Below are 19,052 nucleotides of genomic sequence, written 5' to 3'. Positions count from 1 at the left end.
ACTGAAAGCTATGGCAAAATACAAATGGTACTTATCAAATCTGGTCGCTTTTATAAGACTCAACCTTTTTGTTAAGGTAGACCTCCAAAAATGGCTCGACCACCCTTTTCAAGACCATCCGCCGCCTAAACAAAATATCGTACAGGGGGTTCTATTCTGAAAAAAACCAAAACGGTAGCTTTAGGTCAATGAAAACAGTAAAGTTATTCATTCTTGAAAACGTTTAGGACAGGATTGATTCGAAATTAATTTTCACATCACCTACACTACCTTTTTTAGTCGTAATCAAAACAACGCCGTTAGAGGCTCTACTTCCGTAAATGGCAGCTGAAGAGGCGTCTTTTAATACACTTACTGATTCAATATCATTTGGATTTAGAAATGACATAGATCCAACAATGTTACCGTCAATCACATATAAAGGTTGGTCATTGCCAAATGAACCGGTGCCTCGAATAACGACGTTAACACCGGCGCCTGGTGCACCACCATTTGATTCTACTCGAACCCCAGGCACTCTGCCCTGAAGTACAGATGCACTGTTCGCATATGTCACCTTAGTGATTTCATCTTTTTTTACCAGACCCACCGAACCTGTTAGCAAAGCCTCCTTTTGGGTGCCATAACCTATGACCACTACTTCATCCAATCCAGAAGCACTTTCTTCCAAGACAATAGTAACATTCGTCTTTGTTCCTATAGTGATTTCTTGCGATGCATACCCAATATAAGAGACCAACAAGACTGCTCCGCTGGAAACTTCTAAATTAAAATTACCATCAAAATCAGTTTGTGTCCCGTTTACAGTTCCCTTCTCGACAACACTAGCACCCGGAAGTGGTTGGTTATTCTGGTCTAAAACCTGACCTGAAATCGAGGTTTGAAAAAGAAACAAATTAGACCTTTCAATTTTTGAGACATGTTCGTTCACTAGCCCTAAATGAATTTTAGATTCTTCTTTGTCTTTGGAGTTGACCTTATATGTATTTGTGATAATTACCGCAAAAACAAGTGGTAGAAGAAGAATATTTTTTTTTGCGTCAACGCTAAAAAAAACTTTTCTCAACAAAGAGAGTTTTTTGTTTTTCTCCATAATTTTAAAATTTTTAGATTGGTTTATATAAGTTATTAAATTTGGTTAAAGCAGTATGACTGTTGTCAACATCTCATTTTAAAGTTAAAAAAATAGATTATAATGATATATTATTTGTAAATCTACTAAAGGAGGGGTGCAAATGTTAAATAGTTTTTTAGCGAGATATGATACTTTTTTTGCCCAAACACCTAAATAAATCAAAATATGTAGATTTTCACCCCAATTTATTATCAATATTATTTTCCGCTCAGGAAATACTTTTGCTTAATGTTAACGGTTTTATACTTTTTTAAAAAGATTACAGTATACCTGCTAATTGTAAGATTAAAGAATTCCAAAAAATATAGTAGATTTTTTTCAGACTATTTTAATCGTCTATAATAATGTCATTATATGCTCTTTTGTTATGAATTAAAAATGGAGAAAGCGAATTCCTGAAATATAATTTCGAAAGTCAATTGTTACATATATATTTATTGAATGTTAAAATCAATAGAGTCTATTTCCATTAATACTAAAAAAGGAAATACGTTAATTCTCGTAAATCTTATTGAAAAAAAAAGATGATTCGCAAACCGAACGCTAATAATATGAATAGTGTGCCTTTGAAAAGAAAACTTAATATATTGGTGTTTTTATCCATAGGGGTTGTGTTGCTTTTTTTTTCTTGTCAGAATCAAAATGCGAATACTTTATACGATGTGGCACAGTATAATAACTATTGTGGACGCTGCCACTTACCGCCAAATCCCATTTGTATTCCAAAAGACATTTGGAAAAATAGCGTTCTACCAGAAATGGCAGCAAGAATGGGATATATTTATGATGGCTACGACCCTTACAAAAATAAATCACCTGAAGAGCAATTTCTTATTAAGCTTAGTGAAAAATACCCTAAAGCACCAGTTATAGATAGTATTACATGGTGCGGTATTCATGATTATATTATATCAATGGCCCCTAATACTATTTCAATCGACAACGACAGGAACAACAAAAACGAAGACCTAAAACAATTTTCAATTAGAACCATTGATCTCCCAAAAACTGCTGTACCTATCATAACTGGATTGCAATTTGATACGAACATGAATTTATTCAATATTGGAGATGCGAAAGGCAATTTATACCAATGGCCACCTAAAAATACAAAATCTACATCCGAAAAATTTAGCTCTGCAATAACCTCAGTCCATCAAAAACAGAATGATATATACATAACTGAGATTGGAATATTAAATCCTAGCGAAATCCCGAAAGGATTCATAACCAAAATTTCTTCAGGTGTTATTGATACTATAGCCAAAGAATTGCATAGACCTGTATTTACGGAAATTTTAGATTTAAACAATGATGGAGTGGATGAACTGCTCATCTGCGAGTTTGGAAACCTGACAGGACAATTGACGATTTTAGTAGAAAAAGGTTCGGGTTTCGTCAAAAGACCAATACATAATCAACCTGGTGCAATAAAATTTGAAATCGCCGATATGAACCAAGACGGAAAAAAAGACGTCGTAGCCTTGTTTTCACAAGGTAATGAAGGTGTTTTTATTTTCTATCAAAAAAACGACTTACAGTTTAGTAGTGAACATATTATTGTATTACCACCAGAATATGGTTCAAGTTGGTTCGAATTGATAGATTATGACATAGACGGGCACCTAGATATTATTTTAGCTAATGGCGATAATGCAGATTATTCACTTTTCCCAAAGCCCTATCATGGAATTCGCTTATTTTTGAATAATAAATCAAACATCTTCGAACAAAAATGGTTTTACCCAATATATGGGGCTACACGGGTGCTGGCAGACGATTATGATTTAGATGGTGACATTGATTTTGCAGTATCAGCGCTTTTCAATGACACTGGGAGTTCTTCTGATCAAGGATTTATATATCTTGAGAATCAGAATTCGAAGCGATTAGAATTTAAATCGTATACTTCTAAAGGTGATTTCAATAATGGTTGGCTAACCATGGCAAAGGGAGATTATGATGTTGATGGAGATATTGATATTATGATAGGTGGCTTTAATGTAAATGGCTTACGGAAGACAAGTTCCATTTTTAAATCTAATGAAGATAATCTCATAAAACTTATACTTTTAGAAAATAAAGAAAATACAATCAAGATTGTAAATACTGTGACTAATAGCACGACCGATTAGGACTTTGGTTTAACAAAAAACTCAAAAGTTGAATGGGAACTTTTTTACCATCTTCAATTTTATTGGGTAGTCAATATGAGTTCTCACCTTTATTCTATAGATGACAAAAATGGTTATGAATTTCTGTTTGTCTTGTTATTAGCGTTTCTATCTCTTTTATTTTTTCGGTATATCACATTATTGGCCAAATTGATTTCCATTTCTTTAAGTTTACTGCACCAAAAAAGAAATTTATACAGGTAATAATACTTGGTTAAAGGCTTGGTTTTATTGATGGATTCTCTCTTTACTATTCAATACTATTTATTTCTAATTTACTTATTTCATTCACTATGATGTTCAATTAAGATATACCTTCTTTATGGCCTCTCTTATTATTTTTTATTTTTATTACTATTTTAAGCCACTGACTTTAATAGTTTACATAGTCACTAAACTGCCCAAACCAAATAGAGTAGCATATCGAATCAATAAGGATTTCCTTTGATATGTTTTCGTTTTGTGTCATCAGAGCCTATATTTAACTTTCAAAATTCACCGACTTTACATCTAATCATATATCATCCCCCATCCCTATTTTTGCGTGATGAGTCAATATAGAAAACTCACAGGCTAGTCTACAGGTATTATAACTGTAATATATGCTAAAAATTTGATTATAAATATGTTAAGTATAACCGAAAGATGAGATAAAGATTAAAGACAATAGGTGAAACGGGTCGGGGTTAGAACACTAGGTATTTATCAGAAGAAAGTAATAGCCAAGCCTAGAAGAATTAAGCCCTACCAGAAATTAAATGTTGAATTTTCAGGATTGACTTCGACTCCTTTCGTTATAAGGAATAATCAAAGCCATCTCCTGTTAATATATCCTTTTAGATGGTTTAATAACCATAATTATTTAATAAAATCAGCCATGTTTAGAACGGGTAGAGAGTAGGTTCATTGAGAATTTAGCTTTAGGAATGCCGAGGCCAGCCTTACTTTGCATGCCTTCTGTGTGTCTGATTTCTCAATTAGCCAACTGAACACGGCTTCTATCGGTTGTTTGATTTTAGATATTGAATGCCCTAACGAATTTCTTGTATACCTAACAAATTCCCTTGACGGCCTTTACCACAATCAGTATCTCAGAATTGAACGTGCGGTTCATATTCTGAAGGAAAGCGATGCTATTATATGTTTTACCCCTAAAGATTGTGCTGTTACCAATTTTGAATCAAGCTTTACCATAAAGGGCTATTTCTTTCATACAGGCCGGTGTAAATATAACCTGTTTCGGATGTGGCAGCCTATATGTATTGCAAAATCTCAAAACATTTAGTTTAATACCATAGTAGCATATATATTTAATAGGACAGTAAACTTTATACGTAATCGGTGGAGTTACTATTGCTTTAATTTTTTCCGAGCAAGTAAAAATGAGTATGAAATTTAGTAGGCGACAATTTTTGGCTAGTAAATTATTTCAAGGGTATTTCCTCAAAAGAACCCATTAAAAAGTAAATTCTATTGAGGTAGGGATTTAAGGGCTAATAGATATCTACCTTTGAAAACTAATCCCTTAAATACTCCATAACGAACAATTCTATTTTATTCATTTTAAAATACCCTGATGCTACATCACTAATAGATATATCACTATCATATTTTGCCCTGTAAGCTTGGTTGTTTATTGATACTAAAGCACTCACAGCAATACTATAGGCTTGATTAGACTTTTTTAGATACATAACAATATATTTTCACTAATTATTTTTTCTTATTTTTGATTTTCTCATTCAAAATAATCTTGTTGAGGTAGACTATTAAGATAAATTGGTTCTATAATGTTAGGGTGTTTTTTAATTGATTGAGCCTTTTTTCTTATTTCTAACTCTTTCCTCGTAGAAGTAAAACCCTATTTTTATTTTGAGATTTAGAACCAGGAAAATAATTTAATATTAATTAAGAATTTATTTAATGAGTACATTTAAAAAGTAAATATGGAACTTCATATGTTGAACCGGTCAAGTAATTTGAACGAGTCGCTTACGGTTTCACACAATCAACATTCAAATTTTTTAAGGGTTTGGCACTTTCATCCAGAATTTGAACTTGTCATAATACTGAAGAGTTCTGGAACTCGGTTTATTGGAGATAGTATTCAAAAATTTGAGGAAGGTGAAGTCGTGCTCATCGGGGATAACTTACCACACATGTGGTTAAATGATAAGCAATATTTTAAAGAGAACTCAGTCCTAAAGGCCGAAGCCATATCCATACATTTTAATAGAGATTTTTTAGGAACTGATTTTTTTGAAATACCTGAAATGCAATCCATTTCCAATCTTTTGGATAGAGCCAAACTTGGAATCAGGTTTTATGATCCTAAGACTGGTCTTTTGGATAAAATAAAAAGCTTGGTAGACCTTAGCCCTACCGCAAGAATATATAAAACCATCGAAATTTTAGATGCTTTGACAAAACACCAACGGTACAAATTATTATCGAGTAATAGTTTTCTTCGTTCGTTTAACAAAACAGAGAACAAGCGTCTTGCTAAAATATATGAGTACGTATTCGAAAATTTTAATACTGATATCAGTTCAAGTGATGTGGCAGAGATAGCAGGCATGAACAAATCGGCATTCAGCAGATTCTTTAAGGAAACCAATAGAAAGACATTCACTACGTACCTGAATGAAATACGGATAGGCTACGCTTCTAAACTTCTTTTGGAAAACAAGGAAAGTATAACTGAAATAGGTTATTTATCAGGTTTTAATAACATTTCAAATTTTAATAGGCAATTTAAAAAAATTCACGATAGGTCTCCTTCTTCATATTCGAAATTTCATAAGCAAAAACGATAAGAATTAAAAAGGGGTAATTGCAAAAATAGTATAAGTACTGGTATCTAATTGGTTAGTTTTTTAAAATCAGGATACATAGATTTGTCTTAAAATCAGTATTGATGTCAAAACCCATAATCATAACAAAAGTAATCACTAAAGATGTTAGATTTCCTACCAGTAAATCTTTAGATGGTTCTGACGCTATGAATCCAGACCCAGATTATTCTGCAACTTATGTTATTTTAAAGACCAACCATCCAAAACTTGAAGGACATGGACTCACATTTACAATAGGTAGAGGTAACGAGATTTGTGTAACAGCAGTAAAAGCATTATCGCATTTAATCGTTGGAAAATCTTTAGAAGAATTTACCAACGATATGGGTGAATTCTGGAAAATGATAACCGGTGATAGCCAGTTAAGATGGCTTGGTCCAGAAAAAGGAGTCATACATCTTGCAACCGGGGCAGTGGTCAACGCTGTATGGGATCTATATGCAAAGGCTGAGGGGAAACCCTTATGGAAATTATTGGCAGACATGTCACCAGAACAGTTTGTTTCATGTATAGACTTTACCTATATCACTGATGTATTAACGCCAAAGGAGGCATTAACTATATTAAAGAAAAAAGAGGCCGGAAAAAAAGAGCGTATTGAAACTTTAATGGAAAAAGGATATCCCGCTTATACCACATCTGCCGGTTGGTTGGGCTATTCAGATGAAAAGATGCGGCACTTGTGCCAAGAAGCCAAAGCAAGTGGTTTTAAGTATATGAAAATAAAGGTTGGTTCAGATTTGGAAGATGACATGAGAAGGGCTGCAATCATACGTGAAGAAATCGGCGACGACCTCACGTTAATGATGGATGCCAATCAAAAATGGGACGTAGATGAGGCAATAACCAATATGGAATCGCTTAAAAAGTTTAATCCATGGTGGATAGAAGAACCAACTAGTCCTGATGATATTCTTGGTCACGCCAAAATTGCAAAAGCAATAAGTCCAATTTTGGTAGCAACAGGAGAACATTGCCAGAACAGAGTCATGTTTAAGCAATTCATGCAAGCTGGAGGGTTAGGCATATGTCAAATTGATAGTTGCCGCGTAGGCGGTGTCAACGAAGTATTGGCTATATTATTAATGGCTGCTAAGTTTGATATTCCAGTATGTCCACATGCCGGCGGAGTTGGGCTTTGTGAATATGTACAACACCTATCTATGATAGATTACATTGCCATAAGCGGAACTATGGAAGATAGAATCATTGAGTTTGTAGACCATCTTCATGAGCATTTTTATGAACCCGTGGTTATAAAAAATGGCGCTTACATGCCTCCTATGAATCCAGGTTATAGTATTACTATGAAAGAGGAGTCACTTAAGCACTTCAGTTTCCCTGAGGGAAAAGAATGGAGTAATAACTACACTAGATAGTTATAACATGAAATTAAAACTAAAATATGTTGCCCCTATAACTCTTCATATTTAAAGTAACTTATGATCAGCAGCAACAAGACCACAAACCAGCCCCAGAAAATCTAGAGGCTAGGCAGTGGCTCAAAGAGACAAAATTTGATTTGTTTGTTCACTGGGGTTTATATAGTTGTTTAGGAGATGGTGAATGGATGAAAATAATCAAAGCTTCGAGAATAAAATATAGCACCATTAAAATATCAACAGAACACATTTGGACTACTAATTTCGATTAAAAAAAATCAAATAGATTCTCTAGATTTAATTATAGAAATAACCCTAAAACAAGCTTGAAATAATATGGCAACATTTAATTATAATAATAAAACAGTTTTGATTACCGGTGGCGGAAGTGGAATCGGTGAAGCCCTCTCTAAACAGTTCGCCATGAATGGTGCCAATGTTCATATTTTAGACTTTAATTTAGAAATGTCCCAAAAGGTGGTTGAAGAGATTCTTAGTGAAGGACATAAAGCAGAGGCACATTCATGTGATGTCTCAAACCAAAAACAAGTTCTGGAAGTAATCAATAGCATTGCCGCAAATAATTCTTTGGATGTGCTCATTAATAATGCAGGTATTGCTCATATTGGCAATATTGAGCATACTACCGAACAGGATATGGATAGGCTTTATAATGTAAATATAAAAGGTGTTTACAACTGTATATCCGCTATAATACCTTACATGAAACAAAAAGGCGGTTCTATTATAAATATGGCTTCCATAGCATCAACGGTGGGGATTGCAGATCGTTTTGCCTACGCTATGACCAAAGGTGCGGTGCTAACTATGACCTATTCCATAGCCAAAGATTATATAAGCCATAATATTAGATGCAATAGTATTTCACCGGCAAGGGTTCACACCCCGTTCGTTGACAATTTTATAAACAAAAATTATCCCGGTCAAGAAAGTGAAATGTTTGACAAATTGTCCAAATCCCAACCAATAGGAAGAATGGGGCAACCAAAAGAAATAGCAGCTTTAGCACTGTTTCTATGTTCTGATGATGCCACATTTATTACCGGTACAGATTTCCCTATCGATGGTGGGTTTATTAAATTAAACAACTAATATAAAGCAATACGAAATGAAACTTATTAGAATAGGAACTATAGAAAATGAGAAACCAGGTGTAGAACTACCCAATGGTGACTGGGTGGACGTATCTGGTTTTGGAATGGATTATAATGAAGAATTTTTTGGTAGTGATGCACTTGAAAAACTTGAGAAATGGGTAGATAATAAAGTTGAAAAATTACCCAGGTTTGATAAGAATTCAAGAATTGCCGCCCCTATGAAAAGGCCTTCAAAAATAGTCTGTGTTGGGTTGAATTATGCCAAGCATGCAAAGGAAAGTGGAATGACATTACCAAATGAACCTGTACTGTTTTTTAAAGCAACGTCTGCCATAGTTGGGCCAAATGACGATTTAATCATTCCTAAAGGAAGCACTAAAACGGACTGGGAAGTAGAGTTGGGAGTTGTTATCGGGAAAAAAGCAAGCTATATTTCCAAGGAAAATGCTATGGACCATGTAGCTGGTTACGTTTTACATAATGACTATAGTGAACGTGAATTTCAGCTTGAACGAGATGGCCAATGGGTAAAAGGAAAGAGCTGTGATACCTTTGCACCTATAGGTCCTTACATCGTTACAAAAGATGAGATAAAAGACCCGCACAATCTCGATTTGTGGTTAACCGTAAACGGGGAAATAATGCAGAAAAGCAATACATCTGATTTGGTCTTTGACGTTCCTCACTTGGTTAGCTATATTAGTCAATATATGACCTTATTACCTGGAGATATTATTTCAACAGGTACGCCATTTGGTGTTGGACTAGGGCTTAACCCTCCTAAATACTTAAAACCTTCTGATATAGTAGAACTTGGCATAGAAGGCTTAGGGACATCTAAACAAGCTGTAAAAGCACTATAATGATTATAGATAGTCATCAACATTTCTGGAAGTATAATGCAATAAAGGATGCATGGATTACCGATGACATGAAAAAAATCCAAAAGGATTTTCTACCAGAGCATCTGTCATCTATTTACCAAAATTTGAATATAACCGGTTGTGTAGCCGTGCAAGCGGAACAGTCAGAAGCGGAAACTGAGTTTTTATTGAAGTTAGCTGAGGCAAATGGTTTTATCAAAGGGATTGTTGGATGGGTAGATTTATGCCACCCTAACATAACTGAAAGATTGGAACATTTTGCGAAAAATCCCCTATTTAAAGGAGTCCGACATATTTTACAAGCTGAAAAGGATGACTTTGTTCTAGACCCACAATTTCAATTTGGTATTTCACAACTAAGAACTTGTGGTTTAACTTATGACATTTTGATCCATCCACAACAATTGGAAAACACCATTAAAATGGTGGCTAAATTTCCTGAGAATAAATTTGTGATTGATCATTTGGCCAAGCCTTATATAAAGGCAGGTAAAATAGACCAATGGAAAAAGGATATACAGCAAATTGCCCAATTTCCTAACGTATGTTGTAAACTCTCCGGATTTGTTACTGAAGCTGATTTAGCGAACTGGAAATATGAAGATTTTGTTGCGTATTTCGATGTGATTTTTGAAGCTTTTGGTGCTTATAGAGTACTATTTGGCTCAGATTGGCCAGTATGTTTATTAGCAGCTGAATACGAAACCGTTTTCGATATTGTCAAACGATATGTAAACAACTTTAATTTAGATGAAAAGCAAGCTATATTAGGGGGTAACGCTTCAAGGTTTTACAACTTAAACTAAAAGAAAAGCTCGTACTTATGTTTTACTTCTTGATTCAAAATATGAGGTAGAATCCATAAAAACCAAAACAAATGGATTTATATTTAAAGGACAAGGTTATCATAGTTACCGGAGGATCTGCGGGTATAGGTAGAGGTATAAGCCTGGCATTAGCCAAAGAAGGTGCTATTCCATTTATCATTGGCAGAACAAAAGAAAAAGTTGATGCTTGTGTAAAGGAAATCGAAGCCTTAGGAGGTATAGCAGGTAAAGCCTATGCTGAACTGACAGACCCTGTACAATGTAAAAAAGCGGTAGGCGAAGCCTTGGCAAAATTCAACCAAATTGATGGACTGGTCAACAACGCAGGAGTTAATGATTCTGTTGGATTAGAAAATGGAACCCGTGAAGATTTCATAGAATCAATCCATAAAAATTTGACCCATTATTATCAAATGGCTCAACTGGTTTTACCTGAATTAAAGAAATACAAAGGCGCTATAGTAAATATCGGTTCCAAGACCTCTTTTACCGGACAAGGCGGCACATCTGGTTACGCTGCTGCAAATGGAGGAAGAAATGCATTAACCCGTGAATGGGCTGTGGAATTAATGCCTTATTCCATTCGTGTAAATGCCGTGATTGTAGCTGAGTGCTACACACCTCAATATAATAAATGGATACATACTTTTAATAACCCAAAAGAAAAGCTTGCTGAAATTACCAAGAATATTCCGTTAGAACATAGAATGACTACGGAACAAGAAATTGCGGACATGGTATTGTTTCTGTTATCGTCACGCTCAAGTCATACAACTGGTCAGTTATTATTTGTGGACGGCGGGTATTCACACCTTGACCGTTCCTTATAAATCTATAAACCAATTATGAAACAGAAAGAAAAAGTACCCGTAGTTTCAAAAAAAGTAATCATTCCCTTTATATTGATTACTTCTCTCTTTGGTCTTTGGGGTTTCGCAAATGCAGTTACTGATCCCATGGTACAGGCTTTTAAAAAAGTCTTGGAACTTTCCAATTCACAAGCTGCGTGGGTCCAAATGGCCTTTTATGGTGGGTATTTCTGCATGGCGTTACCTGCAGCTTTGTTCGTTAGAAAATATAGCTATAAAGTTGGAATACTTATTGGTCTAGCCTTATATGCCGGTGGGGCACTTCTTTTTTACCCTGCTGCTATAACGGAACAGTTTTGGTTCTTTTGTTTAGGATTATATATCTTAACCTTTGGACTAGCATTTTTGGAAACCACGGCAAACCCTTATATCTTGGCGATGGGTGACTCAAGAACCGCAACACAACGTTTAAACTTGGCACAAGCCTTTAACCCTGTGGGATTAATTTTAGGCTTAGTAGTGGCCCAACAATTTGTACTTCAAAAACTACAATCAGACGACATAGCTAATTACAGTGCTCTGGAAGAAGCTAAAAAGATATTAATACGAACTTCTGACCTTATGGTAATCAGAGATCCTTATGTAATTCTTGGGCTTATCATTTTAGCTGTTTTCGTACTCATTTTAATAAGTAAAATGCCCCAAAAAAAAGGTGATGATAGTACTGCCAGTTTGGGAGAAACTTTCTCTAAACTAAAAACCAATTCTAATTATACCTTTGGTGTGTTTTCCCAAGTTTTCTATGTAGGGGCACAAATTATGTGCTGGACCTATATTTATCAATATGCAGAGGCAATAGGTATATCAAGCGACACAGCAGCTAATCATCAATTTATAGCCTTTATTTTATTTTTTGTAGGTCGTGCACTGGGTACCTACCTTTTACAATTTTTTCCATCGGGCAAACTATTAATGTTGTATGCCCTTTTTGCTATCGCTGCAACCATGGGTACTATATTCATTGAAGGGCCAATAGGTTTATATTGCTTGGTCTCTATCACTTTATTTATGTCCATCATGTTTCCTACCATTTACGGTATTGCTTTATATGGCATGAGCGAGGAAGAGTCTAAGATTGGGGCAGCCGGTTTGGTAATGGCCATTGTTGGCGGCGCGCTAATGCCAAAATTACAAGGTATGTTGATAGACTTGGGCGGTTTTGGAGTGAATGATATAAAAGTATTAGGTGTTAGTGAGGTAAATTTCTCCTTCTTACTGCCTATGCTCTGCTTTGTGTTTATCGCCTATTATGGGTTAAAAGTGAACAAACAAGCACTCGCCATACACTAATGAAAACAGATAAACCATGTTTTGACCTAGACCTAAAAGGTTGAACCAACACTCATCCAACAATATATTGAACACCATAAAAAAGGTTTTGCCATAAATTATAGAAAGCATAAAGAAATCTGGAAATAACCCAGGTAGCCAATAGAATGTTCATTAAAAAAGAGCAACGTGATTAACATATTATCAAAGTAAAAGAATAGGAGACCTTAATGCAGAAGTATCAACAGACTTTGCTATTAGGAAATCGGAATAAAAAATGGGTGTTGATGGAATGGATTTTTAAATTCTAGCAAAGAAGTTCAATATGGCGAAGATCAAGAAAGAAATCAAAATAAACACGGCATATCCATCAGTTTATGACCTAAGGGAAAAGGCAAAAAAGAAAATACCACCTTTTGCTTTTGAGTATTTGGACGGCGGTTGTAACGAGGACGTAAACCTAAATAAGAATACAAAGGAACTACGTGATGTTGAACTGATGCCCTATTACCTGAGCGAGCATACAGGTTCAGATATGCGGACCGAGCTTTTTGGGCATACCTACGATGCACCCTTTGGCATCGCTCCTGTAGGACTGCAGGGACTAGTGTGGCCCAATTCCCCGGAGATATTGGCAAAGGCGGCCTTTGAGCATAATGTGCCCTTTATACTGAGTACGGTAACAACGAGCAGTATAGAACGTATAGCCGAGCTTTCGGAAGGGCAGTCATGGTTTCAACTGTATCATCCTACTGAAAACCGTTTGCGAGACCATATCATCAATAGGGCTGCCGCGGTCGAATGTCCTGTCCTGGTCATTCTATGTGATGTACCTACGTTTGGTTTTCGACCAAGGGATATCCGGAACGGACTGGCGATGCCACCCAAAATGTCCGTAAATAACATTGTCCAAGTTTTGGGAAAGCCCGAATGGGCAATCAAAACGCTAATTAATGGACAGCCCGGTTTTGAAAACTTGAAACCTTACATGCCAAAAAACCTGGACCTAAAACAATTGGGCAAATTTATGGACCAAACTTTCTCTGGCCGTTTGAACGAAGAAAAAATAAAGCCTATCCGTGATATGTGGAAGGGCAAACTCGTACTCAAGGGAGTGGCAAACGAAGCGGATGCCGAAAAGGCAGTGCGATTGGGCATAGACGGTATCATCGTATCCAACCATGGGGGGCGCCAATTGGATGCTGGTGAATCCTCTATAAAACCCCTTACAAGAATTGCCGAGAAATACGGGGATAAATTGACTGTGATGATGGATAGCGGTCTGCGTTCGGGACCGGATATTGCCAGAGCTCTTGCTTCCGGTGCCAAGTTTACCTTTATGGGTCGTTCATTTATGTATGGGGTCGGTGCACTTGGAAATAATGGCGGCGATCATACAATCTCTCTTATAAAAACAGAATTGCAACAGCTCATGGAGCAAATTTGTTGTGCGGAGGTAAAAGATTTTCCACGTCATCTCATCAAACAGTAATACACTTATTAACCCTATATTAATAATTCTTGATTTCTTATGGCATATTCTACCACTAGTTGGCTAAAATAATTTGACTTGATTTTTTAATTCATCCTTAACTTATAACATGATGACAACAAAATTCATTTTAAAAAAATATACCGTACACTTTTAATTTTTATGTTTTCCTTTATTTCTTTAAGATGTAAAGAAAATCATAAACAAAAAAATAATCAGGTTAATAAAGAACAGCAAGAAGCTACAGGAACTGAAAACCTAGCCTACAAATGGGGAGAAATGGCTTTGAAAGCAACGGCCAATGATACAGAAAGGTTTAAACCTAGACCTACTATTACCTCCAGATATTTAGGCTTGATATTTGTCTCTGTGTTTGATGCCTGGTCAAGGTATGACGAAAGGGCTAACCTTGTTTACCACAAAGGGGTTGATAGAAGACAAAAAAGAGTATTCCCTAAGTAATAAAGAAATTGCAATTAGTTATGCGGTATGTGAAACTATAAAGGAATATTATTATTCAGATGTAGAAATGTTCGCTAATTTCATGAAGGATTTAGGACTAGACCTTTTAAATAATTCGTTGCATCCAAATACCCCTGAAGGTATTGGGAATTTAGCTGCAAAATCAGTTATCGAAGCTTGCAAGAGTGATGGGTCTAATCAATACGGAGAGGAAGAAGGTTCAAATGGAGAATCCTACTTTAACTATGTAGGATACCAACCGATTAATTCTCCCGATAAAAATATAGACCCGAACCTCTGGCAACCTAAATATTTTTCAGACGGAAAAGGCGGCACTTATGCTCCTGGCTGTTTAACACCTTTTTGGGATAAGGTAGAACCATTAGCATTGAAATAGGGTGATCAATTTCGACCAGGTCCACCACCTCTAATTGGTTCTGAACAATTGAAAAAAGAGGTGAAGGAAGTGATTGACTTATAGGCAAATTTAACTGATTATCAAATTGCGTTGGTAGAATTTATGCGTGACGGGACCCCAATCAGTTCAAAAGGCCGGGCATTGGTTGAAATTTGCATAAGATGTTTCTAAAAGAGACAGTCACACCCTTGATGAAAATGTAATGATGTATTTCTACAACCAGGTTGTGGACATCGATGCCTTTATAGCTTCTTGGGATTCCAAAATGTTCTATGATTACGCTAGACCATATGCTTTGGTACATCAATATTTTACTAACCGGAAAATAAAAGTCTGGGGGGCGAAGGAAAAGGAATGATTGAAATAGAGGGTAAAAGAATGGCGACCTTACTCTCCTGCAATTTTTATTTGCCCTCCTTTTCCAAGTTATGTCTCTGGCCACTGTACTATAAGTGAATCATGCGCAGAGGGACTGAAAATTTGGACCGAAAGTGACAGATTTAGTTAAGAGGCAAAATTAGTAGCAAGGGCAATGACCGAACCCAATGTTTTGGGCGATACAGTAACCCTTAAATTCCCCACCTTTACTGAAACAGCAGAAATGTCAGAAATGTCAGGAATGTCAGGAATGTTAGGAATTTCAAGAGTTTTAGGGGGTTATCATATTTAATCTGATACTATTGCAGGATTAGAATTAGGAAGAAATGTAACTAGGCAAGCCTGGAAATTTCACCAAGAACATATTGGAGAGAAATAGCTGAAATCAAAGATAGTCAGCTGATTTGACTAGTTTTAGGTTTATACCAAAGTTATACTTTAGCTCCATTTTTCGGTTTATAATTTTTAATAAATTTATTACCACATTCAAATAAAAAGCTGGAATATATTCATTACGAAATTGTTTTTACCAAAAACCGGCCTATAGCATTAATATCTATGCTTCTGCCAAATTTAATACCGAAAACTTCTACTTCAGACACCCATATTTTAAAATCACTATCATAATCTAAAGTGCCTGAGGTTTCTATAGAGAACGATGTTATTCTATTATAGGAAAGAAGCTGTACTATTTTTCTTTCCTGTATTGCCTTGCGCATCCAAACGTATTAATTTTTTATTGGTGAATATTACTTTATCCATTGTGTGTAAACGCCCTGAAAATTTCTTCGCCGTCCTTTAAATACAACCCGAAAATTATTTTATCTTCAGAAATTGGCATTTCTTTTGTGACGTTTAATTGTGTTTTAAAAGATTTTGTAACTAGAAAACACATCTTTATTAGAGGATAATAATGATTTTTTCACCACCCAAACCTTCCTGAACGAAGACAATCTTCTAGTCTAGTAGTTTCCACACCCAAAAAATAAAGATAGCTATGCCAAAACAGGAAGTTTAATTATTCTGGAAGATTTAGAAATACAAATCAACGAAAAGCTAAATTCTAATACTGAAACCTTTAAGTCTGTTGAAAATTATAGGTCTTATTAATGGGTTTTTAATGCTTTTTTTGTTCATCATCACCACTTTCGAAATCGCACTATGTATATAGGCGAATTGCTTATTAAATCATCTTTCGGCTTCTGCGGTATGGATTTTTTTTATTGAATTTATGCAATAGTCTAGATTTTCTTCTTCAGCATAAGAGGCGATTTGTTCATTGTGTTCGCTAAAATCTATCCTTAAATCATAAAATATGTCAGTTTGTACATTTATAATAACGATAATGAGCGCCTTTCGAATGCAGAGCGTATTGTACTTCCATTATTAAAGATTAATTCCTCTAAACAATCAAGCTATTTTAAGTGTATAGCTACAAAAGCAAACCAAATATCTAGTCATCAAGTGCTTTTAATTCTATTTCCGTATACTCCATGCCTGAAGATGATTTCACACTTCTCAGCTCTTTTATACGTTCTTTACGAAGAGTTTTTGGAACATCAGAAAAAGCATTGGTTACGTAAGAAATTATATCGGCAATGTCTTTATCTGATATTGTTTCATTTCTAATAAGTCCTGGCATGGCTAAATTGATGTTATACTCCTCACCGTTGACATGAACAGGCCCTTCCAAACCATGCAGTATGATAAGCGCCAAACGCTCAGTATTTTTCACATGCTCAGAATTCATTAAAGGTGGTGCGAGTCCGTCGATGCCTTGACCGTTAGCTCCATGGCAAGATGCGCAAATCTGATAGAACATTTTAGCACCACTGGTTCTGTTATCTTCGTTGATAGATGTTCTCGTATAAATAGAATTCATCTTACCCACTTTCTTATCTGAAATAGTCCTGACCAGTCTATTTACAAACTGCGTATGCTTCAGCGTATTCATGATTGACGTATTCTCGGAAATTTGAGATTCACCCCCTGCCAAACCGCTTATCACAGCTTCAATAACTGTGCTATTATCTTGACGCCTTTTTAGAATTTCCATTAAAAGTGGTGTAAACTTTTGCTCATAAAGGGGTATCCAACTTCCTACTACATTCCCTAGATAAACATCTAACCCAAGTTCATTTCTATCTAGCATTAAATTAAAAACACGAACAGCTTTTTCTATATCTCCTTCAGACACAAAAGATTTTGAAAGAACAAGAGCATGAGCGGAAACCCCTGGATTTTCACTTTGCATAATCTCAGTTAAGAAATCGAAAGACAATGTACCCCAACCTTCCAGCACATATAATGCATGAATCTGACTCAACGGGTTTTTGGAGTTTAGCGCCAAATCTTTAACCGAATTCGACATCTGGGTTAGTTCTTTGAAAATAAGATAATGCTGAGCACGGTCACGAACCCATCCATTTTTATTAGATAATAAAGAAACTAATTCTTTTCCATCCAAAGCATTAAAATTCGGAATAATATCAGTTCCCGCATCGATGTGTTTTACTTTTAAAATTCTTCCAAAATTAATAAGGGTGTCTAAACGGGTAGTTTCCGTTTTTCCCTTTAAATAAGGGCTTAAATAAGCATGATGCCCTATCATTCCTCGATGCATATCTACTATATACATACTCCCATCTGGGCCATTCTTTAAACTTACAGGACGGAAACCTTCATCGGTAGATGCTAAAAATTCCTTTCCTTGCGATGCTTGTTCTGCTATGGTAGAGTCACCAGTAAAAGTAAGAAGTGTTCGTTTGACTAAATTCCCTTCTGGTAGGCACACAAATACATTTTCATCATAGGGCTGTGTAAAAGCACCTCCCCTATATACCAATGGAGAACAGGCTGCCGTGGCATTCACTAAAATACTATCAGCATTTAAAACACCCTTGGCATACCCTCTATTCACGGCCGCAGCATGCAATGGATAAACTCGTTGATCCATTGTTAGTAACTTATCTACACTAGCTTTTGGCGTAAAGTATTTGTTTTTAATCAAGGTATTGGGCAACACATAGTCCCCTAATAATATCCTTGAATTATCATTATAATACAATCTGCCAAAATTGTCATGTGAAATACCCCATTGCCCTCTAAAAGTAGTGGGTTGTTTTTGCCATATCCCATTGGATCTTCTATACCTGAAATTAGATTTTGCACTGTAGATCCAATTGTCAATATTTAATAATAATCCGTTGGGCTGATGCTCGGGATTACCCTCTACTGCATACATCGAATCAACCAAAACAGGATTTACCGGTTTATCATCCTCAATTTCAACAAACCATAAATTTGGTGGTTCCGCATAAAGCAATCCGCCATACACCTGTGCCAATGCTCTAGGCATAACAAGGCTATCCATAAAAACTTTTGAATGATCAGCGACACCGTCTTTATCCAAATCTTCTAGAATAAGAATACTACCTGTAGGATCTTCTTCACCCGAGCCTTGCATATCATTCATATAACCTGGCATTTGTGCTACCCAAATTCTACCTTTTGCATCAAAATCAATAGCAACCGGTGCTTTTAAAAGTGGTTCTGCAGCTAGAACCTCTAACTCAAACCCTTCTTCAATTTTATAGGAATCCAATGAAACTTGAGTCTCATTATAAGACTCCTGACAAGAAAATAAAAAACAACTAATTATTAACCTGAGTTCGATTAATAATATTTGATTATTATGCAACAAAAAAGATAGATTTTCAGTAAATTAAAGTGTTGAAATTCAATTCATTAATCTAAAAATCTATCTATGGTAATCTACTCTAAAGTTAC

17 protein-coding genes are annotated in these 19,052 nt (G+C 35.6%); 13 read left to right on the top strand and 4 right to left on the bottom strand.

Annotated elements, in window-relative coordinates; translation table 11 throughout:
- Nucleotides 1-223 precede the first annotated feature (223 nt).
- The gene (locus ES765_RS20230; protein WP_138116169.1) at nucleotides 224-1,093 is read right to left on the bottom strand and encodes a carboxypeptidase-like regulatory domain-containing protein; all 870 of its coding nucleotides are present in this window, start codon (nucleotides 1,091-1,093) and stop codon (nucleotides 224-226) included.
- Nucleotides 1,094-1,659: 566 nt separating this feature from the next.
- Here ES765_RS20230 and ES765_RS20225 point away from each other — a divergent pair.
- Nucleotides 1,660-3,270: an FG-GAP repeat domain-containing protein gene (locus ES765_RS20225; RefSeq protein ID WP_138116167.1), complete on the top strand. Its 1,611-nt coding sequence runs from the start codon at nucleotides 1,660-1,662 to the stop codon at nucleotides 3,268-3,270.
- A gap of 1,556 nt (nucleotides 3,271-4,826) precedes the next feature.
- Here ES765_RS20225 and ES765_RS21940 read toward each other — a convergent pair.
- Nucleotides 4,827-5,003 carry a hypothetical protein gene (locus tag ES765_RS21940; protein ID WP_171017386.1) on the bottom strand — a complete coding sequence of 59 codons (177 nt, stop codon included), beginning with the start codon at nucleotides 5,001-5,003 and terminating at the stop codon, nucleotides 4,827-4,829.
- Nucleotides 5,004-5,255: 252 nt separating this feature from the next.
- On the opposite strand from ES765_RS21940, the gene ES765_RS20220 reads away from it, so the two are divergent.
- The 12 genes from ES765_RS20220 (at nucleotide 5,256) to ES765_RS22140 (ending at nucleotide 15,555) form a co-directional block, all read left to right on the top strand.
- On the top strand, nucleotides 5,256-6,125 hold the full coding sequence (locus ES765_RS20220; protein WP_138116165.1) for an AraC family transcriptional regulator: 870 nt from the start codon (nucleotides 5,256-5,258) through the stop codon (nucleotides 6,123-6,125).
- A gap of 101 nt (nucleotides 6,126-6,226) precedes the next feature.
- On the top strand, nucleotides 6,227-7,543 hold the full coding sequence (locus ES765_RS20215; RefSeq protein WP_138116163.1) for an L-fuconate dehydratase: 1,317 nt from the start codon (nucleotides 6,227-6,229) through the stop codon (nucleotides 7,541-7,543).
- Nucleotides 7,544-7,590: 47 nt separating this feature from the next.
- A complete protein-coding gene (locus tag ES765_RS23045; RefSeq protein ID WP_138116173.1) occupies nucleotides 7,591-7,818 on the top strand; it encodes an alpha-L-fucosidase in 228 nt (75 codons plus the stop codon).
- A 64-nt stretch (nucleotides 7,819-7,882) separates the two neighbouring features.
- Nucleotides 7,883-8,659: an SDR family NAD(P)-dependent oxidoreductase gene (locus tag ES765_RS20205; protein WP_138116161.1), complete on the top strand. Its 777-nt coding sequence runs from the start codon at nucleotides 7,883-7,885 to the stop codon at nucleotides 8,657-8,659.
- Nucleotides 8,660-8,675: 16 nt separating this feature from the next.
- Nucleotides 8,676-9,527, top strand: coding sequence for a fumarylacetoacetate hydrolase family protein (locus tag ES765_RS20200; RefSeq protein ID WP_138116159.1), 852 nt, complete (start codon nucleotides 8,676-8,678; stop codon nucleotides 9,525-9,527).
- Nucleotides 9,527-10,354, top strand: a complete 828-nt coding sequence (locus ES765_RS20195; RefSeq protein ID WP_138116157.1) for an amidohydrolase family protein — start codon at nucleotides 9,527-9,529, stop codon at nucleotides 10,352-10,354. The genes ES765_RS20200 and ES765_RS20195 overlap by 1 nt, the downstream gene beginning before the upstream one ends.
- Nucleotides 10,355-10,425: 71 nt before the next feature.
- Nucleotides 10,426-11,205, top strand: coding sequence for an SDR family oxidoreductase (locus ES765_RS20190; RefSeq protein ID WP_138116155.1), 780 nt, complete (start codon nucleotides 10,426-10,428; stop codon nucleotides 11,203-11,205).
- Between the two features lie 15 nt (nucleotides 11,206-11,220).
- Complete coding sequence (fucP, locus tag ES765_RS20185) at nucleotides 11,221-12,534, top strand: L-fucose:H+ symporter permease (protein WP_138116153.1); 1,314 nt, start codon at nucleotides 11,221-11,223, stop codon at nucleotides 12,532-12,534.
- Nucleotides 12,535-12,838: 304 nt separating this feature from the next.
- Nucleotides 12,839-14,005 (top strand): alpha-hydroxy acid oxidase, encoded by a 1,167-nt coding sequence (locus tag ES765_RS20180; RefSeq protein ID WP_138116151.1) that lies wholly within the window; start codon nucleotides 12,839-12,841, stop codon nucleotides 14,003-14,005.
- A gap of 162 nt (nucleotides 14,006-14,167) precedes the next feature.
- The gene (locus tag ES765_RS22150; RefSeq protein ID WP_212744279.1) at nucleotides 14,168-14,467 is read left to right on the top strand and encodes a hypothetical protein; all 300 of its coding nucleotides are present in this window, start codon (nucleotides 14,168-14,170) and stop codon (nucleotides 14,465-14,467) included.
- Nucleotides 14,433-14,864 carry a DUF6851 domain-containing protein gene (locus tag ES765_RS22145; RefSeq protein ID WP_212744278.1) on the top strand — a complete coding sequence of 144 codons (432 nt, stop codon included), beginning with the start codon at nucleotides 14,433-14,435 and terminating at the stop codon, nucleotides 14,862-14,864. Before ES765_RS22150 ends, ES765_RS22145 begins: the two co-directional genes overlap by 35 nt.
- A 553-nt stretch (nucleotides 14,865-15,417) precedes the next feature.
- Nucleotides 15,418-15,555: a hypothetical protein gene (locus ES765_RS22140; RefSeq protein ID WP_212744277.1), complete on the top strand. Its 138-nt coding sequence runs from the start codon at nucleotides 15,418-15,420 to the stop codon at nucleotides 15,553-15,555.
- Between the two features lie 220 nt (nucleotides 15,556-15,775).
- Here ES765_RS22140 and ES765_RS20170 read toward each other — a convergent pair whose 3' ends face one another.
- Together ES765_RS20170 and ES765_RS20160 are read right to left on the bottom strand one after the other, a co-directional pair.
- Nucleotides 15,776-15,982, bottom strand: a complete 207-nt coding sequence (locus ES765_RS20170; protein WP_138116149.1) for a PH domain-containing protein — start codon at nucleotides 15,980-15,982, stop codon at nucleotides 15,776-15,778.
- 734 nt (nucleotides 15,983-16,716) lie between these two features.
- Nucleotides 16,717-18,867, bottom strand: a complete 2,151-nt coding sequence (locus ES765_RS20160) for a c-type cytochrome (RefSeq protein ID WP_249356629.1) — start codon at nucleotides 18,865-18,867, stop codon at nucleotides 16,717-16,719.
- Nucleotides 18,868-19,052 lie beyond the last annotated feature (185 nt).

The sequence above is a fragment of the Maribacter sp. ACAM166 genome (genome assembly GCF_005771495.1).
GTDB lineage: Bacteria > Bacteroidota > Bacteroidia > Flavobacteriales > Flavobacteriaceae > Maribacter.
This window is presented reverse-complemented; position numbering and strand designations above follow the sequence as displayed.

Excerpts from the sequence above, each read along its gene's own strand:
- ES765_RS20190 (WP_138116155.1), top strand. The coding sequence starts at position 10,426 with ATGGATTTATATTTAAAGGACAAGGTTATCATAGTTACCGGAGGATCT.
- fucP (WP_138116153.1), top strand. The coding sequence starts at position 11,221 with ATGAAACAGAAAGAAAAAGTACCCGTAGTTTCAAAAAAAGTAATCATT.
- ES765_RS20170 (WP_138116149.1), bottom strand. The coding sequence starts at position 15,982 with ATGCGCAAGGCAATACAGGAAAGAAAAATAGTACAGCTTCTTTCCTAT.
- ES765_RS20180 (WP_138116151.1), top strand. The coding sequence starts at position 12,839 with ATGGCGAAGATCAAGAAAGAAATCAAAATAAACACGGCATATCCATCA.
- ES765_RS20205 (WP_138116161.1), top strand. The coding sequence starts at position 7,883 with ATGGCAACATTTAATTATAATAATAAAACAGTTTTGATTACCGGTGGC.
- ES765_RS22140 (WP_212744277.1), top strand. The coding sequence starts at position 15,418 with ATGACCGAACCCAATGTTTTGGGCGATACAGTAACCCTTAAATTCCCC.
- ES765_RS20200 (WP_138116159.1), top strand. The coding sequence starts at position 8,676 with ATGAAACTTATTAGAATAGGAACTATAGAAAATGAGAAACCAGGTGTA.
- ES765_RS20225 (WP_138116167.1), top strand. The coding sequence starts at position 1,660 with ATGATTCGCAAACCGAACGCTAATAATATGAATAGTGTGCCTTTGAAA.
- ES765_RS22150 (WP_212744279.1), top strand. The coding sequence starts at position 14,168 with ATGTTTTCCTTTATTTCTTTAAGATGTAAAGAAAATCATAAACAAAAA.
- ES765_RS20195 (WP_138116157.1), top strand. The coding sequence starts at position 9,527 with ATGATTATAGATAGTCATCAACATTTCTGGAAGTATAATGCAATAAAG.
- ES765_RS20215 (WP_138116163.1), top strand. The coding sequence starts at position 6,227 with ATGTCAAAACCCATAATCATAACAAAAGTAATCACTAAAGATGTTAGA.
- ES765_RS20230 (WP_138116169.1), bottom strand. The coding sequence starts at position 1,093 with ATGGAGAAAAACAAAAAACTCTCTTTGTTGAGAAAAGTTTTTTTTAGC.
- ES765_RS21940 (WP_171017386.1), bottom strand. The coding sequence starts at position 5,003 with ATGTATCTAAAAAAGTCTAATCAAGCCTATAGTATTGCTGTGAGTGCT.
- ES765_RS20220 (WP_138116165.1), top strand. The coding sequence starts at position 5,256 with ATGGAACTTCATATGTTGAACCGGTCAAGTAATTTGAACGAGTCGCTT.